The 20230-nt window shown below is 71.1% G+C and carries 18 protein-coding genes and 1 pseudogene; 12 read left to right on the top strand and 7 right to left on the bottom strand.

Annotated elements, in window-relative coordinates; genetic code table 11:
• The first annotated feature begins 2 nt into the window (after nucleotides 1-2).
• From SCMU_RS04290 to SCMU_RS04260, 9 genes and pseudogenes are all read left to right on the top strand, one after another.
• Entirely contained in the window at nucleotides 3-1721 is a 1719-nt protein-coding gene (locus SCMU_RS04290) for a DNA repair helicase XPB (RefSeq protein ID WP_229231793.1), read from the top strand.
• 251 nt (nucleotides 1722-1972) lie between these two features.
• On the top strand, nucleotides 1973-2431 hold the full coding sequence (locus SCMU_RS04285; protein ID WP_229231792.1) for a DUF6220 domain-containing protein: 459 nt from the start codon (nucleotides 1973-1975) through the stop codon (nucleotides 2429-2431).
• Between the two features lie 37 nt (nucleotides 2432-2468).
• On the top strand, nucleotides 2469-4436 hold the full coding sequence (locus SCMU_RS04280; RefSeq protein ID WP_229231791.1) for a multicopper oxidase family protein: 1968 nt from the start codon (nucleotides 2469-2471) through the stop codon (nucleotides 4434-4436).
• Nucleotides 4437-4529: 93 nt separating this feature from the next.
• Entirely contained in the window at nucleotides 4530-5243 is a 714-nt protein-coding gene (locus SCMU_RS04275) for a response regulator transcription factor (protein ID WP_371829632.1), read from the top strand.
• A gap of 3 nt (nucleotides 5244-5246) precedes the next feature.
• Nucleotides 5247-6776: a sensor histidine kinase gene (locus SCMU_RS04270; protein WP_229231789.1), complete on the top strand. Its 1530-nt coding sequence runs from the start codon at nucleotides 5247-5249 to the stop codon at nucleotides 6774-6776.
• Nucleotides 6777-6953: 177 nt separating this feature from the next.
• Nucleotides 6954-7097 (top strand): annotated as a pseudogene (locus SCMU_RS20935) (WXG100 family type VII secretion target); the annotation flags it as partial.
• A 17-nt stretch (nucleotides 7098-7114) separates the two neighbouring features.
• A complete protein-coding gene (locus SCMU_RS20690; protein WP_274602926.1) occupies nucleotides 7115-7243 on the top strand; it encodes a WXG100 family type VII secretion target in 129 nt (42 codons plus the stop codon).
• 109 nt (nucleotides 7244-7352) lie between these two features.
• Nucleotides 7353-8306 (top strand): ribonuclease HI family protein, encoded by a 954-nt coding sequence (locus tag SCMU_RS04265; protein ID WP_229231788.1) that lies wholly within the window; start codon nucleotides 7353-7355, stop codon nucleotides 8304-8306.
• A gap of 8 nt (nucleotides 8307-8314) precedes the next feature.
• Nucleotides 8315-8857 carry a GNAT family N-acetyltransferase gene (locus tag SCMU_RS04260; RefSeq protein WP_229231786.1) on the top strand — a complete coding sequence of 181 codons (543 nt, stop codon included), beginning with the start codon at nucleotides 8315-8317 and terminating at the stop codon, nucleotides 8855-8857.
• 187 nt (nucleotides 8858-9044) lie between these two features.
• On the opposite strand, the gene groL is transcribed toward SCMU_RS04260, so the two are convergent.
• The 4 genes from groL to SCMU_RS04240 all read right to left on the bottom strand — a co-directional run bounded on the left by groL (nucleotide 9045) and on the right by SCMU_RS04240 (nucleotide 13124).
• On the bottom strand, nucleotides 9045-10673 hold the full coding sequence (gene groL / locus SCMU_RS04255) for a chaperonin GroEL (protein WP_229231784.1): 1629 nt from the start codon (nucleotides 10671-10673) through the stop codon (nucleotides 9045-9047).
• Nucleotides 10674-10909: 236 nt separating this feature from the next.
• Nucleotides 10910-12130, bottom strand: coding sequence for an ABC transporter substrate-binding protein (locus tag SCMU_RS04250; protein WP_229231781.1), 1221 nt, complete (start codon nucleotides 12128-12130; stop codon nucleotides 10910-10912).
• A gap of 17 nt (nucleotides 12131-12147) precedes the next feature.
• A complete protein-coding gene (locus SCMU_RS04245) occupies nucleotides 12148-12780 on the bottom strand; it encodes a LytR C-terminal domain-containing protein (RefSeq protein ID WP_229231779.1) in 633 nt (210 codons plus the stop codon).
• Between the two features lie 50 nt (nucleotides 12781-12830).
• Nucleotides 12831-13124, bottom strand: a complete 294-nt coding sequence (locus tag SCMU_RS04240) for a DUF3263 domain-containing protein (protein ID WP_229231778.1) — start codon at nucleotides 13122-13124, stop codon at nucleotides 12831-12833.
• 229 nt (nucleotides 13125-13353) lie between these two features.
• Between SCMU_RS04240 and SCMU_RS04235 the strand changes: the two genes are divergently transcribed.
• Both SCMU_RS04235 and SCMU_RS04230 read left to right on the top strand, forming a co-directional pair.
• Nucleotides 13354-14025, top strand: coding sequence for a uracil-DNA glycosylase (locus tag SCMU_RS04235; RefSeq protein ID WP_229232934.1), 672 nt, complete (start codon nucleotides 13354-13356; stop codon nucleotides 14023-14025).
• Between the two features lie 18 nt (nucleotides 14026-14043).
• Entirely contained in the window at nucleotides 14044-14925 is an 882-nt protein-coding gene (locus SCMU_RS04230; protein WP_274602925.1) for a siderophore-interacting protein, read from the top strand.
• A 269-nt stretch (nucleotides 14926-15194) separates the two neighbouring features.
• Here the strand turns inward: SCMU_RS04230 and SCMU_RS04225 are convergent, their stop codons facing one another.
• Both SCMU_RS04225 and SCMU_RS04220 read right to left on the bottom strand, forming a co-directional pair.
• Complete coding sequence (locus tag SCMU_RS04225; protein WP_229231776.1) at nucleotides 15195-16865, bottom strand: threonine/serine exporter family protein; 1671 nt, start codon at nucleotides 16863-16865, stop codon at nucleotides 15195-15197.
• A gap of 12 nt (nucleotides 16866-16877) precedes the next feature.
• Nucleotides 16878-18032, bottom strand: a complete 1155-nt coding sequence (locus SCMU_RS04220) for a lipid II:glycine glycyltransferase FemX (protein WP_229231775.1) — start codon at nucleotides 18030-18032, stop codon at nucleotides 16878-16880.
• A 116-nt stretch (nucleotides 18033-18148) separates the two neighbouring features.
• Between SCMU_RS04220 and SCMU_RS04215 the strand changes: the two genes are divergently transcribed.
• Nucleotides 18149-18721, top strand: coding sequence for a type 1 glutamine amidotransferase domain-containing protein (locus SCMU_RS04215; RefSeq protein WP_229231773.1), 573 nt, complete (start codon nucleotides 18149-18151; stop codon nucleotides 18719-18721).
• Between the two features lie 66 nt (nucleotides 18722-18787).
• Here the strand turns inward: SCMU_RS04215 and SCMU_RS04210 are convergent, their stop codons facing one another.
• The gene (locus tag SCMU_RS04210; RefSeq protein ID WP_229231772.1) at nucleotides 18788-20185 is read right to left on the bottom strand and encodes an L-serine ammonia-lyase; all 1398 of its coding nucleotides are present in this window, start codon (nucleotides 20183-20185) and stop codon (nucleotides 18788-18790) included.
• Nucleotides 20186-20230 lie beyond the last annotated feature (45 nt).

Genomic DNA, 20230 nt, shown 5'->3' with positions numbered 1-20230 from the left:
GCGTGAGCGACGGACCGCTCATCGTCCAGAGCGACAAGACGATCCTGCTCGAGGTGGACCATCCCCTCGCGACCGATGCGCGCCACGAGATCGCCGCGTTCGCCGAGCTCGAGCGCGCCCCTGAACACGTCCACACCTACCGGATCACGCCGTTGGGCCTGTGGAATGCCCGTGCCGCCGGGCTCGACGCCGAGCAGGTCCTCAACTCGCTCCTCACCTACTCCCGGTTCCCCGTGCCGCACGCGCTCCTGATCGACATCGAGGAGACGATGTCCCGTTACGGGCGACTGCGGCTCGAGAAGGACCCGGTCCATGGGCTCGTGCTGCGCTCCGAGGACTTCCCGGTGCTGGAGGAGGTGCACCGGGCCAAGAAGATCGCGCCGATGCTCGGCCCGCGCATCGACCCGCAGACCACAGTGGTGCACTCGTCCCAGCGCGGCGCCCTCAAGCAGGCACTGCTCAAGATCGGCTGGCCCGCGGACGACCGCGCGGGTTACGTGGACGGCACCCCGCATCCGATCGCGCTCACCGAGACGGCAGCCAAGACGCACGACGGCGGTGACGCGCCGGCGTCGTCCGCGTCGCCTTCGGGCCCCGGCGCGGCCGGGAGCGGCTGGTCGCTGCGCCCCTATCAGCGGGTGGCGGCGGAGAACTTCTGGGCGGGCGGCAGCGGCGTCGTCGTACTTCCGTGCGGCGCGGGCAAGACGCTCGTGGGGGCGGCGGCGATGGCGCAGTCCTCCACCACGACTCTCATCCTCGTGACCAACACGGTCTCGGCGCGGCAGTGGCGCGACGAGCTGCTCAAGCGCACGTCGCTGACCGAGGACGAGATCGGCGAATACTCGGGGGCGGTCAAGGAGGTCCGGCCGGTCACGATCGCGACCTACCAGGTCCTCACGTCCAAGCGCGGGGGCCTCTACCCCCACCTCGAGCTGCTGGACAAGCACGACTGGGGGCTCATCATCTACGACGAGGTCCACCTCCTCCCGGCGCCGATCTTCCGCATGACCGCGGACCTCCAGGCGCGCCGACGGCTCGGCCTGACCGCGACGCTCGTGCGCGAGGACGGCCGCGAGGGCGAGGTCTTCTCGCTCATCGGCCCGAAGCGCTATGACGCGCCGTGGAAGGACATCGAGGCGCAGGGCTACATCGCACCGGCCGACTGCGTCGAGGTCCGCGTGGACCTGCCGCGGGACGAGCGGATGGCGTACGCGATGGCCGAGGAGGCGGACAAGTACCGCCTGTGCGCGGCGAGCGAGACGAAGACGGGCGTTGTCGAGCGGCTCGTCGCCCGGCACGCGGACGAGCAGCTCCTCGTGATCGGGCAGTTCCTCGACCAACTCGGGGAGATCGGCGAGCGCATCGGCGCGCCCGTCATCACGGGCTCGACGAGCGTCAAGGAACGGCAGCGGCTGTTCAACGCGTTCCGGGCGGGCGAGGAGAAGCGCCTCGTGGTCTCCAAGGTCGCGAACTTCTCGATCGACCTGCCGGAGGCGTCCGTGGCCATCCAGGTGTCCGGCTCGTTCGGATCCCGCCAGGAGGAAGCGCAGCGGCTCGGGCGGCTGCTGCGGCCCAAGGCGGACGGCCGTGCCGCTCGGTTCTACGCGCTCGTGGCCCGGGACACGCTGGATCAGGACTTCGCCGCGAAGCGCCAGCGGTTCCTCGCCGAACAGGGATACGCCTACCGGATCCTCGACGCCGGGGAGATTCCCGGCGCCTGACCGGTCGCCAGGGTAACTCAGGGACGGGATATTACAGTGTCCCGGCGGCCCGTCCGGCATCCGAGGCCCCGCTGCCCGCAGCGGGGCCTCGCTTCCCGAATTAATTCCAACGTCTTTACAAATATGGTCCGCAAACCTACGATGGAAGCGCTGACGGGACACATCAAGTCCTCACGGGGCGCCCTGACCGGGGCGAGAGGACTCGACAACGGTCCACTCCGCCATCCGCCCGTACCCAAGGAAGTATTCCCATGCGCAAGGCATTCCTTGTCGTCGCTGCCCTCATGTTCCTCGACACCATCGTCCAGCTCTACCTCGCCGCGTTCGGCGCCTTCGCCGAGAGCCTCCTCGGCGAGGAGTCCTTCGCCTACCACTTCATCAACGGCTACTTCGTCCTGCGCGGGCTCTCGCTGCTCGCGATCCTGTTCGCCGCGCTGGCCAAGGCCGGGAAGAACACCATCTGGCTCACGGTCGGCATCTTCGCGCTGACATGGGTCCAGATGCTCGTCTTCATCGTGGGCGGCATGCTCACCGGCGCCGGCCCGGAGAACCCGACGGTTCCGGGCGCCTGGGCGGTCGCGACGCACGCGGTCACCGGCCTGCTGATCATCTTCAGCTGCTACTGGCTGGTCCTGCGCGCCCGCCGGCTCGACAAGACCGGCTCGGCGGCCAAGGCCGCCGAAGCCCCCCAGCCCGCAGCAACCGTCTGACCCGCTCCCGCAGAATCGCACCCTACGGAGGCTCGCCATGGCCGGTTCGGCCGTGCTCGGCGTCGACCTGCTCCTCGCCGCTGCCTGTGCCGCGGCGTGGACGGGCGCCCTCGCTGCAGCGCTCGCCATCGGACGCACGACGCCGCCCGGCTGGCTGCCGCGGTGGGCTCCCACCGCTGGCGCGGCCTTGGGCGCGTCACTCGGCGCGGGGCGCCTGGCACTCCTGGCCGCAGAATCGCCGGCTCTCGTCGGCGACAGGCTGCTCGGAGCCACGGCACTCACCGCACCCGGGTGCCTGGCCGGGCTCACCGTCGTCGCGCTCCACAGCTCCCAGACCGGCGCCGGCGGCGAGGCGAACCGCCGCCGGCGCCTCACCGGGCTTGGGGCCGCGGCATCGCTCGCGGCCGCGGGCCTGGTGTCAGCGCTCACGCTCGGCACGCCCGCCGGCTGGCTGCCGCTCGTGGTCCTGGCCGTGCTCGCACTCCTCGGCACGGCCGTCGCCGCGCTCGGCTTCGGCCCGGGTTGGCGGCACCGCGCCGTCGTCCCGGTCGCGGCGCTCGGCGTCGCGGTTCTCGCAGGCTCCCTCGCGGTGTCCTGGATGGACAGCCGCGCCGCCGCGCCGTCTGTCTTCCACGGGGCCGGCCACCACGTGGGCGCGGCGCCCGCCTCCGCGCAGCCCGCGGCGGACCGCAGCATCGACACCCTCCGTGGGACCGCCTCGACAGGCGGCGCCGTGCGCGAGTTCACGCTCCACGCCCGCGCCGAGCGGGTCACCCTCGACGACGGCCGCTCGGTGGACGCCCTCACGTTCGGGTCGCTGCCCGGCCCCGAGCTGCGCGCCGTCCAGAGCGAGACCATCAAGGTCACGCTCGTCAATGACTCCGTGCCGGACGGCGTCACGCTCCACTGGCACGGCTACGACGTGCCCAACGCCATGGACGGAGTGCCGGGAGTGACGCAGGACGCCGTCATGCCCGGCGCGTCGTTCACCTACGAGTTCCCCGCGGCGCAGGCGGGCACGTACTGGTACCACACGCACCAGAACGGGTCCGTGGACGTGCCGCTCGGGCTGTACGGTGCACTCGTCGTGGATCCGGCCTCGCCGGATCCGGCCCTCCCGCCCGGGACCAAGGACCTCACCGTCCCCGTCCACTCGATTGGCGGTTCCACCCTGTTCGGCTCCCACGCCGGCGTGTGGTCCGAGGAAGTGGCTCCGGGAACGGCCGTGCGGGTCCGGCTCATCAACACCGACCAGCTCACCCAGCGCTTCAGCGTCGCCGGGGCGCCGTACCGGCTCGCGGCGGTCGACGGCGGCGACCTCGCCACAGGCGCTGACCGCACCGCCGCGAACCTCACCGGCGCCGTACTGCCCCTCGCGGCGGGCGGGCGCTACGACGTAGTACTCACCATGCCGGACCATCCGGTGCAGATCGCCCTCGAAGGCTCCCGCGGCGGAAGCCTCGCCCTCACCCCGCCGGGCGAGCACGCGCCGTCGTCCGCCGCCCGCTTTACACCCGGCCCTGAGATCGACCTCGCCACCTACGGCGCTCCCGCCTCCGCGCCAGTGCCGCAGGCCGACGGCTCGGCGACCTACATCGCCGACCACCTGGTGCGCTTCGTGGACGGCGTGCCGAAGTTCGCGTTCACGGTGAACGGGGCGGTGTACCCGAACATCCCGCCGCTCGTGGTGCACGAGGGCGAGAAGGTGCTCGTGACGATCGTGAACCGCAGCGACGACATCCACCCCATGCACCCTCACGGCCACCACGTGCGCGTGGTGGCCATCGATGGGCGCCCGGTCACGGCGGACCTGCGCATGGACAGCATGGAGGTCCGGCCCGGCCAAGTGTGGACCGTGCTGCTCACCGCGGACAACTCGGGAATCTGGATGGACCACTGCCACAACCTCGCGCATGCGCGGGACGGCATGGTGTTCCACCTCGCCTACGAGGGGATCTCGACCCCGTTCAGCCACGACGGCGAGTCGGCCAATCGGCCAGAGTGACCGGGGCGCCCACCCGCTGCCCCGGTTGCATCGAGCCAGCCTCGCCACATCGCACAGCCAACGTCCAGAAGATTCTCAGAAACTGGGCGCACGATGGGAAGCGTGAAGAAGACTGAGCATGAAGCGAAGCTCCTCGTCGTCGACGACGAGCCGAACATCCGGGAACTCCTCTCGACGTCCCTGCGGTTCGCGGGCTTCGAGGTCGTCGCGGCGGGGAACGGGCGCGAGGCACTCGCGGCCGCCGAGGCGCAGTCGCCGGACCTCGTAGTCCTCGACGTTATGCTCCCGGACATGGACGGCTTCACGGTGACCCGCAAGCTCCGCGCCGCCGGACGCCACGTCCCCGTCCTCTTCCTCACCGCCAAGGACGAGACCGAGGACAAGGTCCAGGGCCTCACGGTGGGCGGCGACGACTACGTCACCAAGCCGTTCAGCCTCGACGAGGTCGTGGCGCGCATCCGCGCCGTGCTGCGCCGCACCCAGCCGGTCCTGGACGACGACGCTGTGATCCGCGTAGACGATCTGGAGCTCGACGACGACGCGCACGAGGTGCGCCGCGGCGGCGTGAGCATCGACCTCTCCCCGACCGAGTTCAAGCTCCTGCGCTACCTCATGCTCAACCCCAACCGGGTCCTGTCCAAGTCGCAGATCCTCGACCACGTGTGGGAGTACGACTTCAACGGAGACGCCTCGATCGTCGAGTCCTACATCTCCTACCTCCGCCGCAAGGTGGACGCGAACGGTCCCGGGCTCATCCAGACCAAGCGCGGCGTCGGCTACGTGCTGCGGACGGCGGAGAAGCGCTGATCCGTGCTGGCGCTGTGGAAGAGGGCGTCGCTGCGATCGCAGCTCGTCGCGATCATGATGGTCCTGCTCACGGGGGCCATCTTCCTGATGGCGGCGGCCACGGTCACCCAGCTCAAGACGTACCTCGTGGGCCAGCTCGACCTGCGGCTCACCAACGCGTCCGACTACGCGAAGAACAACCAGGACATCGACCTCCTGACCACGGCGAACCCGCTCGTCCCCCAGGACTACGTGCTCGTGATCTACCCCCAGGGCGGGCAGCCCAGCGTCTACTACACTCCTGACGCCGCGATCGGGCGCCCTGACATCCCGTCCGTCAGTGCGGACGAGGCGCGCACGATGCAGCAGCGGGACGAGGTCCGGCAGGTCCGCGGGACCGTCAACTCGACCGACTGGCGCTACACTGCAATCCCCGTGCGTGTGGTGGCGAGCAACACGCCCGCGGCGATCGTCATCGCGCTGCCGCTGACCGACGTCGAGGACGCCATCCAGCACACGCTCACGCTCACCGCGGGCGTGGGGGTCGTGACACTGGCGTCCGTGTTCGCCATCGCCATGTGGACGGTCACCCGCGCGTTCCGGCCGCTGCGGCGGGTCGAGAAGACCGCCGCAGCGATCGCCGCCGGGGACCTCTCCCAGCGCGTCGACGTGGAGACCCCGGGCACGGAGCTCGGCCGTCTCTCGTCCTCGCTGAACGCGATGCTCTCCCACATCGAGGTGGCGTTCCAGGCCCGTATGGCCTCGGAGGCACGCATGCGCCGGTTCATCTCGGACGCCTCGCACGAGCTCCGCACTCCGCTGGTGACGATCCGCGGCTTCTCGGAGCTGTACCGGCACGGGGCCCTCGCCACGGACCAGGACGTCTCCACCGCGATGGGGCGGATCGAGAGCGAGGCCAAGCGCATGGGCACGATGGTGGAGGACCTCCTCACCCTCGCGCGGCTCGACGAGCAGCGCCCACTCGTGCTCAAGCCGCTGGACCTGCTCCCCGTGGGCCACGATGCCGTCGTCGATGTTCGCGCCGCCGCCCCGGACCGCGAGGTCCGCCTCGTGGGCCTCGATGGCCCAGCCCCTGCGGCGGCCCCGACGCTCGGCGACGAGGCGCGCGTCCGGCAGGTGGTCGGCAACCTTGTCGGCAACGCCCTCGCCTACACGCCTGCTGGGTCCCCGCTGGAGGTGGCCGTCGGAACGCGGAACACCGGACCGCACGCCGTCGCCGTCCTGGAACTCCGGGACCATGGTCCGGGCATCGACGAGAAGGATGCCGCGAAGATCTTCGAACGCTTCTACCGCGCCGATACCTCGCGCACGCGTGACACGGGCGGGACCGGGCTCGGGCTCGCCATTGTGGCTGCGATCATCGGCTCCCACAACGGGACCGTCAGGTATCAGGGCACCCCCGGCGGCGGCTCGACCTTCGTCATCGAGATGCCGTACATCGTGGTGCCGGATCAGCCCACGGAGCCGCCCGCCACGTCTGGCGACCCCGAGAGCACGACGGCGCGCGGCGGCCTCGGCGGCTGGCGCCCCTGAGCGGTCGGGCTTCGGCCGCGTTGTCGCCGTGGGCCCCGCGGTTGCGTTGTCCACATAGCCGCCCCGGTGCTGCGTTGTTCACATAGCCGCTCCCGGGGCTGCCCCGTGACGGTGTCCATCCCTAGGGTCGAGGAGACGGCGCGGACCGGCCGCGGCGCATCAGGGGAAGGAACGACCATGGCGATCATGAAGGTGGACACCGAGGCGATCGGCTCGAGCTCGCAGGCTGTGCTGGCAACCTCGGAACGCGTGCGGACCGAGGTGCAGGCCATGCGCAACAACCTCGAGAACCTCCGAGGGAGCTGGGAGGGGCAGGCATCCAACGCTTCCAGACCCTCGTGGCCGACTGGTCGAGGACACAGGCGCAGGTCGAGGCCTCGTTGGGCTCGATCGGGACCGCCCTGCGCAATGCGGGCAACGCCTACGGCGACATCGAGACGAGCAACTCGAGCCTCTTCCGGGGCTGAGCCGCCCCGTGCGCCCCAGGGCTGGTGGCGCCGTGCTGTCCGCAGCTGGGGCAGGACGGGGCCGCTCCCTGCTCCGAGGGGTGTCGGTGCGCTCTGGCAGGATGGACCCATGACCATCACCGCAGCCGCAGACGGCTCTGCCCTCGGCAACCCCGGTCCAGCGGGCTGGGCCTGGTACGTCGACGAGGATCACTGGCACGCCGGCGGTTGGCCGCACGGCACCAACAACCAGGGCGAGCTGATGGCGGTTCTTGACCTGTTCCGCTCGACCGTGCACATGGCGGACGAGCCGCTGCGCATCCTGTGTGACAGCCAATACGTGATCAACTGCATCACCAAGTGGATGCCGGGATGGAAGCGGAAGGGGTGGAAGAAGGCGGACGGCAAGCCCGTGCTGAACGTCGACCTCCTCAAGCAGATCGACGCCGAGCTCTCGGGCCGCGAGTACTCGTTCGAATGGGTCAAGGGCCACGCCGGCCACCCCCTCAACGAAGCCGCCGACACCAGGGCACGCGCGGTGGCCCTCGCCTACCAGTCGGGCAGGGCACCGGTCGAGGGCCCCGGCTACGGCGTCCCCGCACCCGGAACCGAGCGATCCGCGGCGCGGGGAGCAGATGCGCGGGGAGCAGTAGCGCAGGGAGCAGCGAACGCAGCGGAGCCCGAGGTCGAGCAGGCCGGGCTGTTCGACGAGATTGTGCCGGACGCAGCGCAGTCCGCGCTCGCACGGGACGTCGAGGCTGTGGTGGACCTCGAACGGGAACTACTCAGCCCGGCAGTCCGCGGCGACTACGGCCAGCTGGCGTACCTCCTGCATCCTGACTACCGCGAGATCGGCTCCTCCGGGCGCCTGTGGGACCGTGAGGAGCTCATCGAGGAGCTCGTGCAGGAGCCCGGGACGCGGGCCCGCTTCGAACTGGTCGACGCCACGCCGCTGCAGGGTGATCTCATGCAGATCGTCTACCGGACCGCTGGGCCCGACGGCTCGGCCTTGCGCTCGTCCCTGTGGCAGCGTGACGAGGGCCGATGGCGCCTGCGCTTCCACCAGGGCACCCCCGAGGCCTAGGGAGGGCCATGGTCCCCGAACGCGAGCTGACCCCGTCCGTTCGGCTGCGGACCCTCGAGGCTGCCGACGCAGCAGGGCTCGCGTTGGCCTACAGGGAGAACCGGGAGCATCTGGCTCCATGGGAGCCCACGCGTCCCGATTCCTTCTTCACCGAGGACGGCCAGCGTGAGGCCGTCACACACTCTCTCGAGGACCTGGAGCGAGGAGCAGCGATGCCGCTCGTGCTCGTCGAGGGCCAGCGCGTCGTCGGCCGGGTCACCCTTTCGTCGATCGTCCGGGGCCCGTTCCAGAATGCACACCTCGGTTACTGGCTCGCGCTCAGCCACACCGGCGCCGGGATCATGTCCCGCGCCGTCGCGGCCGCTGTCGAGATCGCCAGAGACGAGCTCGGCCTGCACCGGATCGAGGCGGCCACCCTCGTGCACAACGCCTCGTCCCAGCACGTCCTGCTGCGCAACGGGTTCGTGCCCTACGGGATCGCGCCGGAGTACCTCCGGATCGCGGGGCAGTGGCAGGACCACCGCCTGTACCAGCGGATCCTGCACGACTGACCGGCGAGGGCATATTGCTGACTGTGGCCGGCGCAGGGACATGACCCCTCAACCGGTGCTTCCAGACGCCGACGGCGGGGTCCCCACCGAAGTGGGGACCCCGCCGTCGTGCTTCACACTCGAGGCGTACCCGAAAGGCCGAAAACGCGTCGAGATGTGTACCCGAGACGAGCTGGGAGCTAGCGGATCAGAAGCCGCCCATGCCGCCCATGTCGTCGCCACCGGGCATGGCCGGGGCGGCCTTCTCCGGCTTGTCGGCGACGACCGCCTCGGTGGTGAGGAACAGGCCGGCGATCGACGCGGCGTTCTGCAGCGCCGAGCGGGTGACCTTGACCGGATCGTTGACGCCGGCGGCGAGGAGGTCCTCGTAGACGCCCGTGGCAGCGTTGAGGCCGTGGCCGGCGGGCAGGCCGCGGACCTTCTCGGCCACGACGCCCGGCTCGAGGCCGGCGTTGAAGGCGATCTGCTTCAGGGGGGCCTCGATGGCGACCTTGACGATGTTGGCGCCGGTGGCCTCGTCGCCCTCGAGGGTGAGGTTGGCGAACGCCTTGGCGCCGGCCTGGATGAGGGCCACGCCACCACCGGCGACGATGCCCTCCTCGACGGCTGCCTTCGCGTTGCGGACGGCGTCCTCGATGCGGTGCTTGCGCTCCTTGAGCTCGACCTCGGTGGCCGCGCCCGCCTTGATGACGGCCACGCCGCCGGCGAGCTTGGCGAGGCGCTCCTGGAGCTTCTCGCGGTCGTAGTCCGAGTCGGAGTTCTCGATCTCGGCGCGGATCTGGGACACGCGGCCGGCGATCTGGTCGGCGTCGCCGGCACCCTCGACGATCGTGGTCTCGTCCTTGGTCACGACGACCTTGCGGGCCTTGCCCAGGAGGTCGAGCGTGGCGTTCTCGAGCTTGAGGCCGACCTCCTCGGCGATGACCTGGCCGCCGGTGAGGATCGCGATGTCGGTGAGCATGGCCTTGCGGCGGTCGCCGAAGCCCGGGGCCTTGACGGCGACGGACTTGAACGTGCCCTTGAGCTTGTTCACGATGAGCGTGGCCAGGGCCTCGCCCTCGACGTCCTCCGCGATGATGAGCAGCGGGCGGTTGGCCTGCATGACGCGCTCGAGGACCGCGACGAGGTCCTTCACCGAGGAGATCTTGGAGTTGACGATGAGGATGTACGGATCCTCGAGGACCGTCTCCTGGCGCTCGGCGTCGGTGACGAAGTACGCGGAGAGGTAGCCCTTGTCGAAGCGCATGCCCTCGGTGAGCTCGAGCTCGAGGCCGAACGTGTTCGACTCCTCGACCGTGATGACGCCCTCCTTGCCCACCTTGTCGAGGGCCTCGGAGATGAGCTCGCCGATCTGGGTGTCGCCGGCGGAGATGGACGCGGTAGCGGCGATCTCCTCCTTGGTCTCGATCTCCTTGGCGGACTCGAGCAGCTCGGCGGTGACGGCCTCGACGGCCTTCTCGATGCCGCGCTTGAGGGAGAGCGGGTCGGCGCCGGCGGCGACGTTGCGGAGGCCCTCGCGGACGAGCGCCTGGGCGAGCACGGTGGCGGTGGTGGTACCGTCGCCGGCGACGTCGTCGGTCTTCTTGGCGACCTCCTTGACGAGCTCCGCGCCGATCTTCTCGTACGGGTCGTCGAGCTCGATCTCCTTGGCGATGGAGACACCGTCGTTCGTGATCGTGGGGGCGCCCCACTTCTTCTCGAGGACGACGTTGCGGCCACGCGGGCCGAGGGTGACCTTGACGGCGTCGGCCAGCTGGTTCAGGCCGCGCTCGAGACCGCGACGGGCCTCCTCGTCGAATGCAATGATCTTGGCCATGACGGCTTCAGTCCTTTCGGGACGTTTCTGTCGGTAGGCCACCTGCTGCAGCGCCCGCGACGGCCGGCGCCCCTCCCGCGTGTGCGGGCCAAGGAGCCTCACCCCAGCAAGGTGTTCCTGTCCCCTGCGGCCACACTGGTTTAGCAGTCGGACCACAAGAGTGCTAGGTCAATTGTTAGCACTCGACCCCTCCGAGTGCAAGCGCGCAGATTCCTCAGGTGACGCGTCAGGCGGACCTACCGCGCGACCGTCACCTCGCCGTCGCGCTTGGGCTGGTTGTCGGCGCCGAACGCGAAGACCATGTAGCGCGCCGTCGTGACGTCGCCGTGCGAGTCGAACGCGATGGGACCCGACATCCCCTCGTAGTCCACGGCGCCCTTCGCCTGGGCGGCCAGGCACGCCGGGAGCCCCGTGCACTTCTCGCCCGCAGCGCCGCCCTGCACCGCCCCTCCCGAGACGGCGGTGAGCTTGGAGGCGATGGAGGGACCGCCGTCGTCCTTCGCGGCTCCCGCGGCGAGGATCGCGAGCGAGGCGGCGTCGTAGGCCTCCGAGGCGAACGTGAGGTCCGTCAGCCCGGGCGCGTGCTCGATCAGGGCGGCCTGGAACTCGGGGGTCGGGAAGACGCCCGGGACGGTGGCGCGCGCGCCCTCGAGTGCGTGGTTGGCCAGCGCGGAGCCATAGTGCCCCAGGAGGTCGCCCGAGACCAGGAGCTTGGAGCCGGGCACCCCGGCGTCGGCGACGCCCGCGAGGATGGCCTGGCCTTCCGTCTGCGCGACGACGATGACGGTGTCGGCGTCCTTGGCCGCTGCGGCCGCGCGGCCGGCGTCGTGCCCGGAGAACTCGGCGCTGCCCTTCTCCGTGAGGCCGTCCGCCTTCGCGGCGGCGGAGGCGCCATCCGCCTCGGCCTTGCCGTGGTCCCCCGCCTGGTGCAGGATCGCGACGGTCTTGGCGCCCCCTCGCCGGGCGAGCTCGACGAGCGCCGCCCCCTCGGCGCCCTCGGGCGCGGCCGTGCGGAAGTAGTACCCGTCGCTGCGGTAGGTGCTCAGCCCCGCGGCCGTGTTAGCGGGTGAGATCAGGGGGATCTTCGCGGCGCGCAGCGCATCGATGGCGGCAGGGGCGCGGCTCGAGTCCGTGGGGCCGATCACCGCGTCGGCACCGGCCTTGGCGAGGCGCTGGGCGGCGGCCCCGGTGTCCGTCCCGGACTCGGGCGGCAGCAGTTCGACGGGCTTGCCGCCGAACCCGCCAGCAGCGTTGGCCTGCTGGACGGCGAGCACCACCGCGGCGCGCTGCGCGTCGCTGAGGTACTGGGAATCCCCGGTCGAATCGAGGATGAGGCCGAGGCGGAGCACGCCGTCGCCCGAGGCCGCGGGCGAGCCCGTCCGGGCGTCCGCGGTGACCCCGCAGGATGCGATGGCGAGCGCCGAGGCGAGCGCCGCGCCCGCGAGTCCCAGGCGCATCCCCCGAGAGGCCACGGTCACCCGGCGAATCCGGGGCCGACGACGACGGCGAGCGGGAGCCCGAGCGCGGGCGCCTGCTGGACCGTGGTGATGCCGACGTCCGCAGCCAGGGCCCGGGCCGAGGCCTCTTGGCTGGCGGTCTTGTAGTAGACGACCGAGGTGTTCACGGGCACGCCGCCCCAGTTGGCCACGGCCGTCACGGTCCACCCCGCCGCGCGGGCCGTGCCGGCCACGCGGGTGCCGATCCCGGCCGTGGTGGTCGCGTTGTACACGCCGACCTCGAGCGTCTTGTCCGCCTGCCCGGCGGCACTCGAGGGCGACGGCGTCGCGGACGGGGCCGCGGACGACGCCGGCTGGCTGGGCGCCGCCGATGGCGCGCCGGTGCTCGGCGCACCCGAGGGGGCCGTCGTGGACGGCGCTGAGGAACTCGTGGCCGCGACCGTCGATCCGCTCAGCCCGAGGCGCGGGAGGACGAAGAACGCGATCGCACCGATCACGAGCGCGATGAGCCCTGTGGCCAGGATCCAGCGGAGGCCCCGCCCGGCCTGCCCGCCGCCCTCGGCGCCCGTCTCCCCGCGGGTCCGGTGGATGCCCTGCCTGCGGGGAGACTCGGGGACATCATCGAATTCGTCGCGGGGATGCATGTTCATGCCGGGGTCAGGTCCTTGTCGGTGGCCGGGCTGGGGTTCGGCGCGCGGCGTCAGGCGCCTCCGCCGAGCCGGCGGGCAGTGCGCGCACGCTGCCGCGACGTCCTCAGTCTACGCAACCGCTTCACGAGCATCGGATCGTGCGCGAGCGCGGCCTCGGTATCGATGAGCGCGTTGAGCTGCTGGTAGTAGTGCGTCGCGGAGAGGTCGAACAGCTCGCGGATGGCCTGTTCCTTGGCCCCGGCGTACTTCCACCATCCCCGCTCGAGCGCCAGCATCTGCTCCTCGCGCTCTGTGAGCCGCTCGGCGCCCTCGGACGTGTGTGCCTGGTGTGCTGGTGCCGACATGGGTTCCAGTTTAAGAGGGAACTACAGGGATGTCATTCCGGCTCGCCCGATTCCGCACGGGCGCGTCTGGCACACTGGCGGGATGGATGCCGAGCCCCTCTTCGAGCTGCCCAGCGCGACCGGAGCGCGCACCGCCACTGGCGGGCCGGGCGCGGGGGGCGACCACGCGGCGTCGTTCGCCGCAGTCCCCGCCGAGTCCCCCGCCGAGTCCGCGCGGGAACTGGCGGCGATGGCCGCGGCGCCCCTGCACAAGCTCGTCCACCCGGAGTGGGTGCCGGCCCTCGCGCCAAGCGAGCCGACGCTGCGCGCGGCCCTGCAGGCCCTCGCGGAGCGTGCCGACGACGGCGCGCTGATCCTCCCTGCCCCATCCCGCCTCCTGCGCGCGTTCAGCCGGCCGCTCTCGGCGGTGAAGGTGCTCGTGATCGGCCAGGACCCCTACCCGACGCCCGGGCACGCGATCGGGCTCTCGTTCGCCTGCGATCCTCACGTGCGGCCCCTCCCCCGCAGCCTCGCGAACGTCTACCGCGAGCTCGCCGACGACCTCGGCGTCCCCGCCCCCGCCACCGGCGACCTCTCGCCGTGGGCCGACGAGGGCATCCTCCTGCTCAACCGTGTGCTCTCCGTCGAGGCCGGCGCCGCGGGCTCCCACCGGAGGCTCGGCTGGGAGGAGGTCACCGACGCGGCGGTGCGGGCGCTCGCCGCGCGCGGCGGGCCGCTCGTGGCGATCCTGTGGGGCAGGGACGCGCAGTCCGTCGCGCCGCTGTTGGGCACGACGCCGGTGATCGCCTCCGCGCACCCCTCGCCGCTGTCCGCCTTCCGCGGCTTCTTCGGTTCGCGCCCGTTCAGCCGGGCCAACGCGCTGCTCGTCGCACAGGGCGCCGAGCCGGTGCGCTGGGTGTGACCCGCTACGCTGGACCGCATGACGTCGCCCGCTGAGAGCGCCCCCGCGGCGCGCGCCCAGTCTGCCGAGCCGGCCCCGCGCCCGGCCAAGAAGCCCCGCCCCACCCTCGACCTCCTGGTGGTGCGCACCGAGCAGCTCGCTCCGCACATGGTGCGGGTGGTGGCAGGCGGTCCGGGGTTCGAGGCGTTCGCGGACAACGGCTTCACCGACAAGTACGTCAAGATCTCGTTCCCCACCCAGCTGCCGGGCGCGGCGTGGCCGGACGGGCCTGTGGACATCCCCGCGCTCAAGGAGTCGCTGCCGCGCGAGCAGTGGCCGGTGACCCGGACGTACACGGTGCGGTCGTTCGACGTGGCCGCGCGCGAGCTCGCGATCGACTTCGTGGTGCACGGCGACGAGGGCCTGGCCGGGCCGTGGGCCGCAGCGGCGCAGCCCGGCGACCGGCTCGTGTGCGCCGGTCCGGGCGGGGCCTACGCCCCCGATCCGGAGGCCGAGTGGCACCTGTTCGCGGGCGACGAGTCCGCGCTCCCCGCGATCGCCGCCGCCATCGAGGCCCTGCCTCGGGACGCGCGGGGGCTCGCTCTCCTCGAGGTGGGCTCCGCCGACGAGGTGCTCGAGATCGCCGCGCCGGACAGGGTCGAGCTGCGCTGGCTCTCCCGGGACGGGCTCCCCGCGGGGGAGACGGTGATCCTGGCCGAGGCCGTCAACGGGGCCGAATGGCTCCCGGGCATGCCGAGCGTCTTCGCCCACGGCGAGCGCGGGGCGATGAAGGAGCTGCGCGCCGTGTTCAAGGAGCGCGGCGTTCCGCGCGAGAAGCTCTCGCTGTCCGGCTACTGGGCGCACGGCCGGGCCGAGGACCAGTTCCAGGCGGAGAAGAAGCTCCCCGTAGGCCAGGTCTGAAAGTCACCTCCTGAAGATCACCTCCTGAGGGGCACCTCCTGGAGGTCAGCTCCTGAGGGGCACCTCCTGGAGGTCAGCTCCTGCGCGCGCTCCGCTCCTGCGGGTACGCACGACGCCGGGTGCCGGGCCAACGCACGCCGGGCACGCGCCGTCGTGCGTACCTGAGAGCGGCGGGAGGCGAGTCCGGTGCTCCCGAAATGTCGCTGACGCGGATCACGTGCACCCGAGACGCCTGTGGGCGCGATCATCTGTACCCGAGACGGGAAGGGCTAGCGGCGGCGGGCGCGCCTCCGCCGCTCGAGCGACGTCGCGCTGCGGGTGAAGGGCCGGGCGAGGTTGTCGCCCAGAACGACACCGGCGGCCGCCCCGAGGATGATCGCCATCGCGGTGAGCATCCCGCCGGCGCCGGCGGTGATCTGCGCGGCGTCGAGCGTGGCGACGTACATGGACCGGAAGATCGTGAGGCCGGGCAGCAGGATGAGCGCCGCAGGGACGGCGACCACGAGCTGGGGCGCCCCCATCCGCAGCGCCACGATCCGGGCGAGGAACCCCATGACGACGGCGCTCACGGCCGGCGCGAGCCTGTCCCCCACGCCCAGCAGCCCCACCCCCGTGAGGGCGAGGTAGCCCACGACGCCGACGGCAGCCGTCGGCAGCACGAGCCGCCGCGACGACTGCTCGGTCACCGCGATCGCGGCGACCGCCAGCCCGATGAGCAGCACCTCGACCACGTACGGATAGGCGGGCGGGAAGGTCTCGGTCACGTCGATGCGCGAGATCCCGAGGAGCTCCCCCACCGCCGTGGCCACGGAGATGCCGGCCACGAGCGCGGCGAACGTCAGGAACGCGGACAGGTACCGGCCCGCGGCGGTGACGGGGAAGCCGTTGATCGCGTCCTGTGTGGCCGAGACGAGCCGCGACGTGGGCAGGAGAAGGAGAATCCCGCCCACCACCACGATCGTCGGCGAGATCGGCAGCTGCGCGGCGAACATGAGCAGCGCGACCATGGTCACGAGGAACGAGCTCGCGAGCGTCGTGAAGAAGTCCGGAACGCGCCACGTGCCGAACACCCGCGACACGAGCGAGACGAGCAGGTTCGAGCCGAACGCGATGAGCGAGGCCAGCAGGCCGCCGCCCAGCACCCCCACGAACGCGGCCGCGAACACACCGAACGCGAACGTCACTGCCCACTTGGGGAACGGCTTGGCGCGCCGCGAGATGGCCTGCAGCCGGCGGGTCGCCTCATTCAGGCCCACCCCGCCGGCCGCGATCTCGGTGACGAGCTGGTGCACGAGCACGAGCCCGGCGTAGTTGGACGTCCACGAGCGCACCACGCGCAGGAGCGTGCTCGGCGTGCCCTCCTGCGGCGCGTGGTTGATCGTGACGGACTGGTTGGTGATGTCGACGTCGACGTGGCGCAGCCCGAGCGCCGTGGTCACGGCGATCATGGACGTCTCGACCTCGAGCGCGCCCGCCCCGTAGCGGAACATCGTCTCGGCGAGCTCGAGCGCGAAGTCGAGGGTGCGCCGCACGGACTCGTCCGGCGCGGCCGGGATGGCGGGGTTCGCGTAGGGGCTGCCGGCGAGCCGGTCCACGATGCTCATCGGCGCCGTGGGCGGGTTCTCCCCCCGCATGAGCCGCGCCAGCACGCGCTTGGCCGCGGCGTTCGCGCGGACCTGCGAGGCGGTGATGGGAGCGGTCGTTGGGGAGGCGGGAGTCGCCGCCGGGGGCGCGGCCGGCGGGGGCACGGCTGGCGGGACCACGGCGGGAGGTGGGACGGACGACGGCGGTGCCCCGCCCGCCGTCGTCCGGTCGCCACCGCCGGGGCTGCTCGGGAGCGGCGCTGCTGGCACGTCGGTGAAGGCGACGGCCGTGATCTTCGGGATCGCCCCGGCGGGGATGTCGCCGTGGGTCCCGTCGTCGAGTTCGGGGTCAGCCATGGCGTGTGCCGATCAGTAGAACTGCTGGCCCGTGCGGCGCGTGTAGAGCTGCCGCGCGACGCGCTCGCCGGCCGTGGTCCACGCCCGGTAGCGCAGCGGGTCGATGATGTAGTCCCAGCAGCCGACGAAGTCGGTGACCGTCTTGGTGAACGACGTCTTGAACAGGCCGAGCCCATGGAACGGGTGCGAGGTGTCCTTGAGCCGGTCCGCGGGCGGAGTGCCGCAGAAGTCGTACTCGACGCAGCCGAGTTCCTTGGCGCGGTTGATCGCGGTCCACTGGATGAGGTGCGAGTCGCCGTACTGGGAGCGCCGCTGGAGGGACCCGCCGTCCTTGTACGTGCCCTTGTGGCCGTAGTTGATCACGAACGCCCCCACGGACGGGCGGCCGTTCTCGTAGACGAAGTAGAGCCGGCCCTGGCCGCGGGAGGTGAACTCGCTCCAGAACTGGCGGTAGTACTCGAAGCTGCGGACCTGCGCGCCGGTGCTCGACTTGGCGTTGAGCGTGCCGGTCATGAGCGCGTGCATGGTGCGGTAGTTCTTGAGCGTGGGCTCGGCCTCGACCACCTCGACGCCCTCGCGCTCGGCGCGGCGCACGGCGTTGCGGCCGCGCGAGTGGAGGCTCTTGAGCACGAGCTTCGGCTCGGGGCTGATGTCCAGGATGGCGGTGGAGTCGTTGGGCTGGAGGTTCGGGACCTTGACCAGGCCAGCGCCGGCGAGGACCGCGCGCGCGTCCTCGGAGTCGAGGATGTCCGGCTCGACCTTGACCGCGAAGACACCGAGATTCTCGCGGGCCACGAGGCCCTTGATCGCCTCGAGCGCTGCGGGGACCTCGTGGATGTCCGTCACGCCGGGGCCCTTGATGAGGTACCAGAAGCGGCCCAGGACGGGGAACGACTTCTCGAGGACCAGGTTGTAGCTCGGCTGTGCTGCTTCAGGCTGGTCCCCCGAGCCGAGGCCCGCGGGCTCGATGACGAGGAAGCGCACGTCCCAGCCGAAGTTGCGCTTCACCGCGGCGAAGGCCTCGGACTGCAGGAGGTTGCCGCCATTCGGGTTCGCGGTGACGTGCTTGTCCCAGTGCGCGATCTCGTCTGGGCTTGCGAAGCGGGCAGCGAAGCGTGCGGTGAACGGTGCGGCGGGGGTGGCGGGGCGGGCAGTGGGGCTGCTCAAGGGGGGTGAGTCCCTTCAGTCGCGGATAGGGGGCCTAAGCCAGTCTAGTCAGTCGTCCCGTCCACGGATGTCCGGCAGGAGGTTTGCCGTAGGGCCGAGCGGGGAAAGCCGAGGACATGGCACAGAACAGCACACACCAGATCACCGGCAAGAAGGTCGCGTTCCTGGCCACGGGCGGCGTCGAGCAGTCAGAGCTCACCGAGCCGTGGAAGGCCGTTCAGGAGGCCGGCGGGCAGCCTGTCCTCGTCTCGCCCGCTGAGGGGAAGATCACCGCGCTCCAGCACGACTGGGACCACGGCGACTCCTTCGACGTGGACGTCCCCCTTGCCCAGGCACGGGCGGAGGACTACGACGCCCTGGTCCTCCCGGGCGGCGCGATCAACGCGGACAAGATGCGCGCGGAGGCGGCCGCCGTGGACTTCGTGAAGGCCTTCGCAGAGGCCGGCAAGCCGATCTCGGCGATCTGCCACGCCCCGTGGACGCTCATCGAGGCAGGGCTCGCGAAGGGCCGCCGGATGACCTCCTACAGCTCGCTGCAGACCGACCTCCGCAACGCGGGTGCCGACTGGGTCGACGAGCAGGTCGTCACGGACCGCGGCCTCACCACGTCGCGGAACCCCGGAGACCTCGACGCCTTCTGCGCGAAGATGCTCGAGGAGATCTCCGAGGGCCGCCACGACGAGCTCTGAGCCACCACACTACGATGGGGCGCCTCCCCCGTGCGGGAGGCGCCCCATCGTCGTCGTGAGCGCGCCTCAGCACTCCACGACGTTGACCGCGAGGCCGCCCATGGCGGTCTCCTTGTACTTGCTGGACATGTCCTTGCCGGTCTCGCGCATGGTCACGATGACCTCGTCGAGCGAAACGCGGTGCGTCCCGTCGCCCCACAGCGCCATCTTCGCGGCGTTGATGGCCTTGGCCGCGGCGATCGCGTTGCGCTCGATGCACGGGACCTGGACGAGCCCGCCGATCGGATCGCACGTGAGGCCGAGGTTGTGCTCCATCGCGATCTCGGCCGCGTTCTCGACCTGCGCAGGTGTGCCGCCCATGACCTCGGCGAGGCCCGCGGCCGCCATGGACGACGCCGACCCGACCTCGCCCTGGCAGCCCACCTCCGCGCCGGAGATCGACGCCTGCTCCTTGTACAGCACCCCGACGGCGCCGGCGGCGAGGAGGAACCTCACCACGACGTCGTCCTTGTCCTGCTGCGTTGCGTTCTCCATGCCGGGGGCGTAGTTGAGCGCGTAGTAGAGGACGGCGGGGATGATGCCGGCGGCGCCGTTGGTCGGGGCCGTCACGACGCGCCCACCGGAGGCGTTCTCCTCGTTCACGGCGAGCGCGATGAGGTTGACCCACTCCTGCCAGTACTTGGGGTCGCGGTCCTTGTCCTCCTTGAGGAGCCGCTCGTGCCAATCGGGCGCACGACGGCGCACCTTGAGTCCGCCGGGTAGGATCCCCTCCCGCTTGAGGCTGGACTCGACACAGCCCTCCATGACGGACCAGATGTGCAGGAGGCCCTCACGGATCTCGGCCTCGGGACGCGAGGCCTTCTCGTTCACGAGCATGATGTCGCTGATGGTCAGGCCCTTCGAGGAGCACCGTCCCAGCAGCTCCGCGGCGGTTCGGAACGGGAACGGCAGCTCCTTCTTGGACTCGTCGAGCTCCTTCTGTGCGGAGTCCTCCTCGCCCTCGCGGACAATGAACCCGCCACCCACGGAGAAGAACGTGGCCTCATGCATCACACTGCTATCAGCGTCGAGGACCTTGAACGTCATGCCGTTGGTGTGACGCGGCAGGACGGTGAGCGGGTGGAGCACCATCTCCTCGACGGAGTACGGCAGCTCGAGCCCACCGGCGAGGTTCATCCGGCCGCTCTCGGCGATGGCGGTGAGCCGCTCCTCGACCTGCTCGGGCAGGATCTCCTCGGGCTCGAAGCCCTCGAGGCCCAGGAGCACGGCGGTGAAGGTGCCGTGGCCGTGGCCGGTCGCCGCGAGGGACCCGTACAGATCGACGCGCAGCGACGCGACACGTTCGAGGATGCCCTTCTCGCGCAGTTCACGGGCGAACACTGCGCCCGCGCGCATGGGGCCCACGGTGTGGGAGCTGGAGGGGCCGATGCCCACGGAGAACAGTTCGAAAACGCCGACTGCCATTGTCGGTGTCTCCTTCCTCGAAAGGGAGTGACCGCGTGGGCCCGG

Origin of the sequence: Sinomonas cyclohexanicum, assembly GCF_020886775.1 — a bacterium.
Lineage (GTDB): Bacteria > Actinomycetota > Actinomycetes > Actinomycetales > Micrococcaceae > Sinomonas > Sinomonas cyclohexanicum.
Note: the sequence above shows the minus strand (reverse complement) of the source record. Positions and strands in the feature narration are given on the sequence as shown.

Excerpts from the sequence above, each read along its gene's own strand:
- SCMU_RS04285 (WP_229231792.1), top strand. The coding sequence starts at position 1,973 with ATGCGCAAGGCATTCCTTGTCGTCGCTGCCCTCATGTTCCTCGACACC.
- SCMU_RS04280 (WP_229231791.1), top strand. The coding sequence starts at position 2,469 with ATGGCCGGTTCGGCCGTGCTCGGCGTCGACCTGCTCCTCGCCGCTGCC.
- SCMU_RS04275 (WP_371829632.1), top strand. The coding sequence starts at position 4,530 with ATGGGAAGCGTGAAGAAGACTGAGCATGAAGCGAAGCTCCTCGTCGTC.
- SCMU_RS04265 (WP_229231788.1), top strand. The coding sequence starts at position 7,353 with ATGACCATCACCGCAGCCGCAGACGGCTCTGCCCTCGGCAACCCCGGT.
- SCMU_RS04260 (WP_229231786.1), top strand. The coding sequence starts at position 8,315 with ATGGTCCCCGAACGCGAGCTGACCCCGTCCGTTCGGCTGCGGACCCTC.
- groL (WP_229231784.1), bottom strand. The coding sequence starts at position 10,673 with ATGGCCAAGATCATTGCATTCGACGAGGAGGCCCGTCGCGGTCTCGAG.
- SCMU_RS04250 (WP_229231781.1), bottom strand. The coding sequence starts at position 12,130 with ATGCGCCTGGGACTCGCGGGCGCGGCGCTCGCCTCGGCGCTCGCCATC.
- SCMU_RS04245 (WP_229231779.1), bottom strand. The coding sequence starts at position 12,780 with ATGAACATGCATCCCCGCGACGAATTCGATGATGTCCCCGAGTCTCCC.
- SCMU_RS04240 (WP_229231778.1), bottom strand. The coding sequence starts at position 13,124 with ATGTCGGCACCAGCACACCAGGCACACACGTCCGAGGGCGCCGAGCGG.
- SCMU_RS04235 (WP_229232934.1), top strand. The coding sequence starts at position 13,354 with ATGGCCGCGGCGCCCCTGCACAAGCTCGTCCACCCGGAGTGGGTGCCG.
- SCMU_RS04230 (WP_274602925.1), top strand. The coding sequence starts at position 14,044 with ATGACGTCGCCCGCTGAGAGCGCCCCCGCGGCGCGCGCCCAGTCTGCC.
- SCMU_RS04225 (WP_229231776.1), bottom strand. The coding sequence starts at position 16,865 with ATGGCTGACCCCGAACTCGACGACGGGACCCACGGCGACATCCCCGCC.
- SCMU_RS04215 (WP_229231773.1), top strand. The coding sequence starts at position 18,149 with ATGGCACAGAACAGCACACACCAGATCACCGGCAAGAAGGTCGCGTTC.
- SCMU_RS04210 (WP_229231772.1), bottom strand. The coding sequence starts at position 20,185 with ATGGCAGTCGGCGTTTTCGAACTGTTCTCCGTGGGCATCGGCCCCTCC.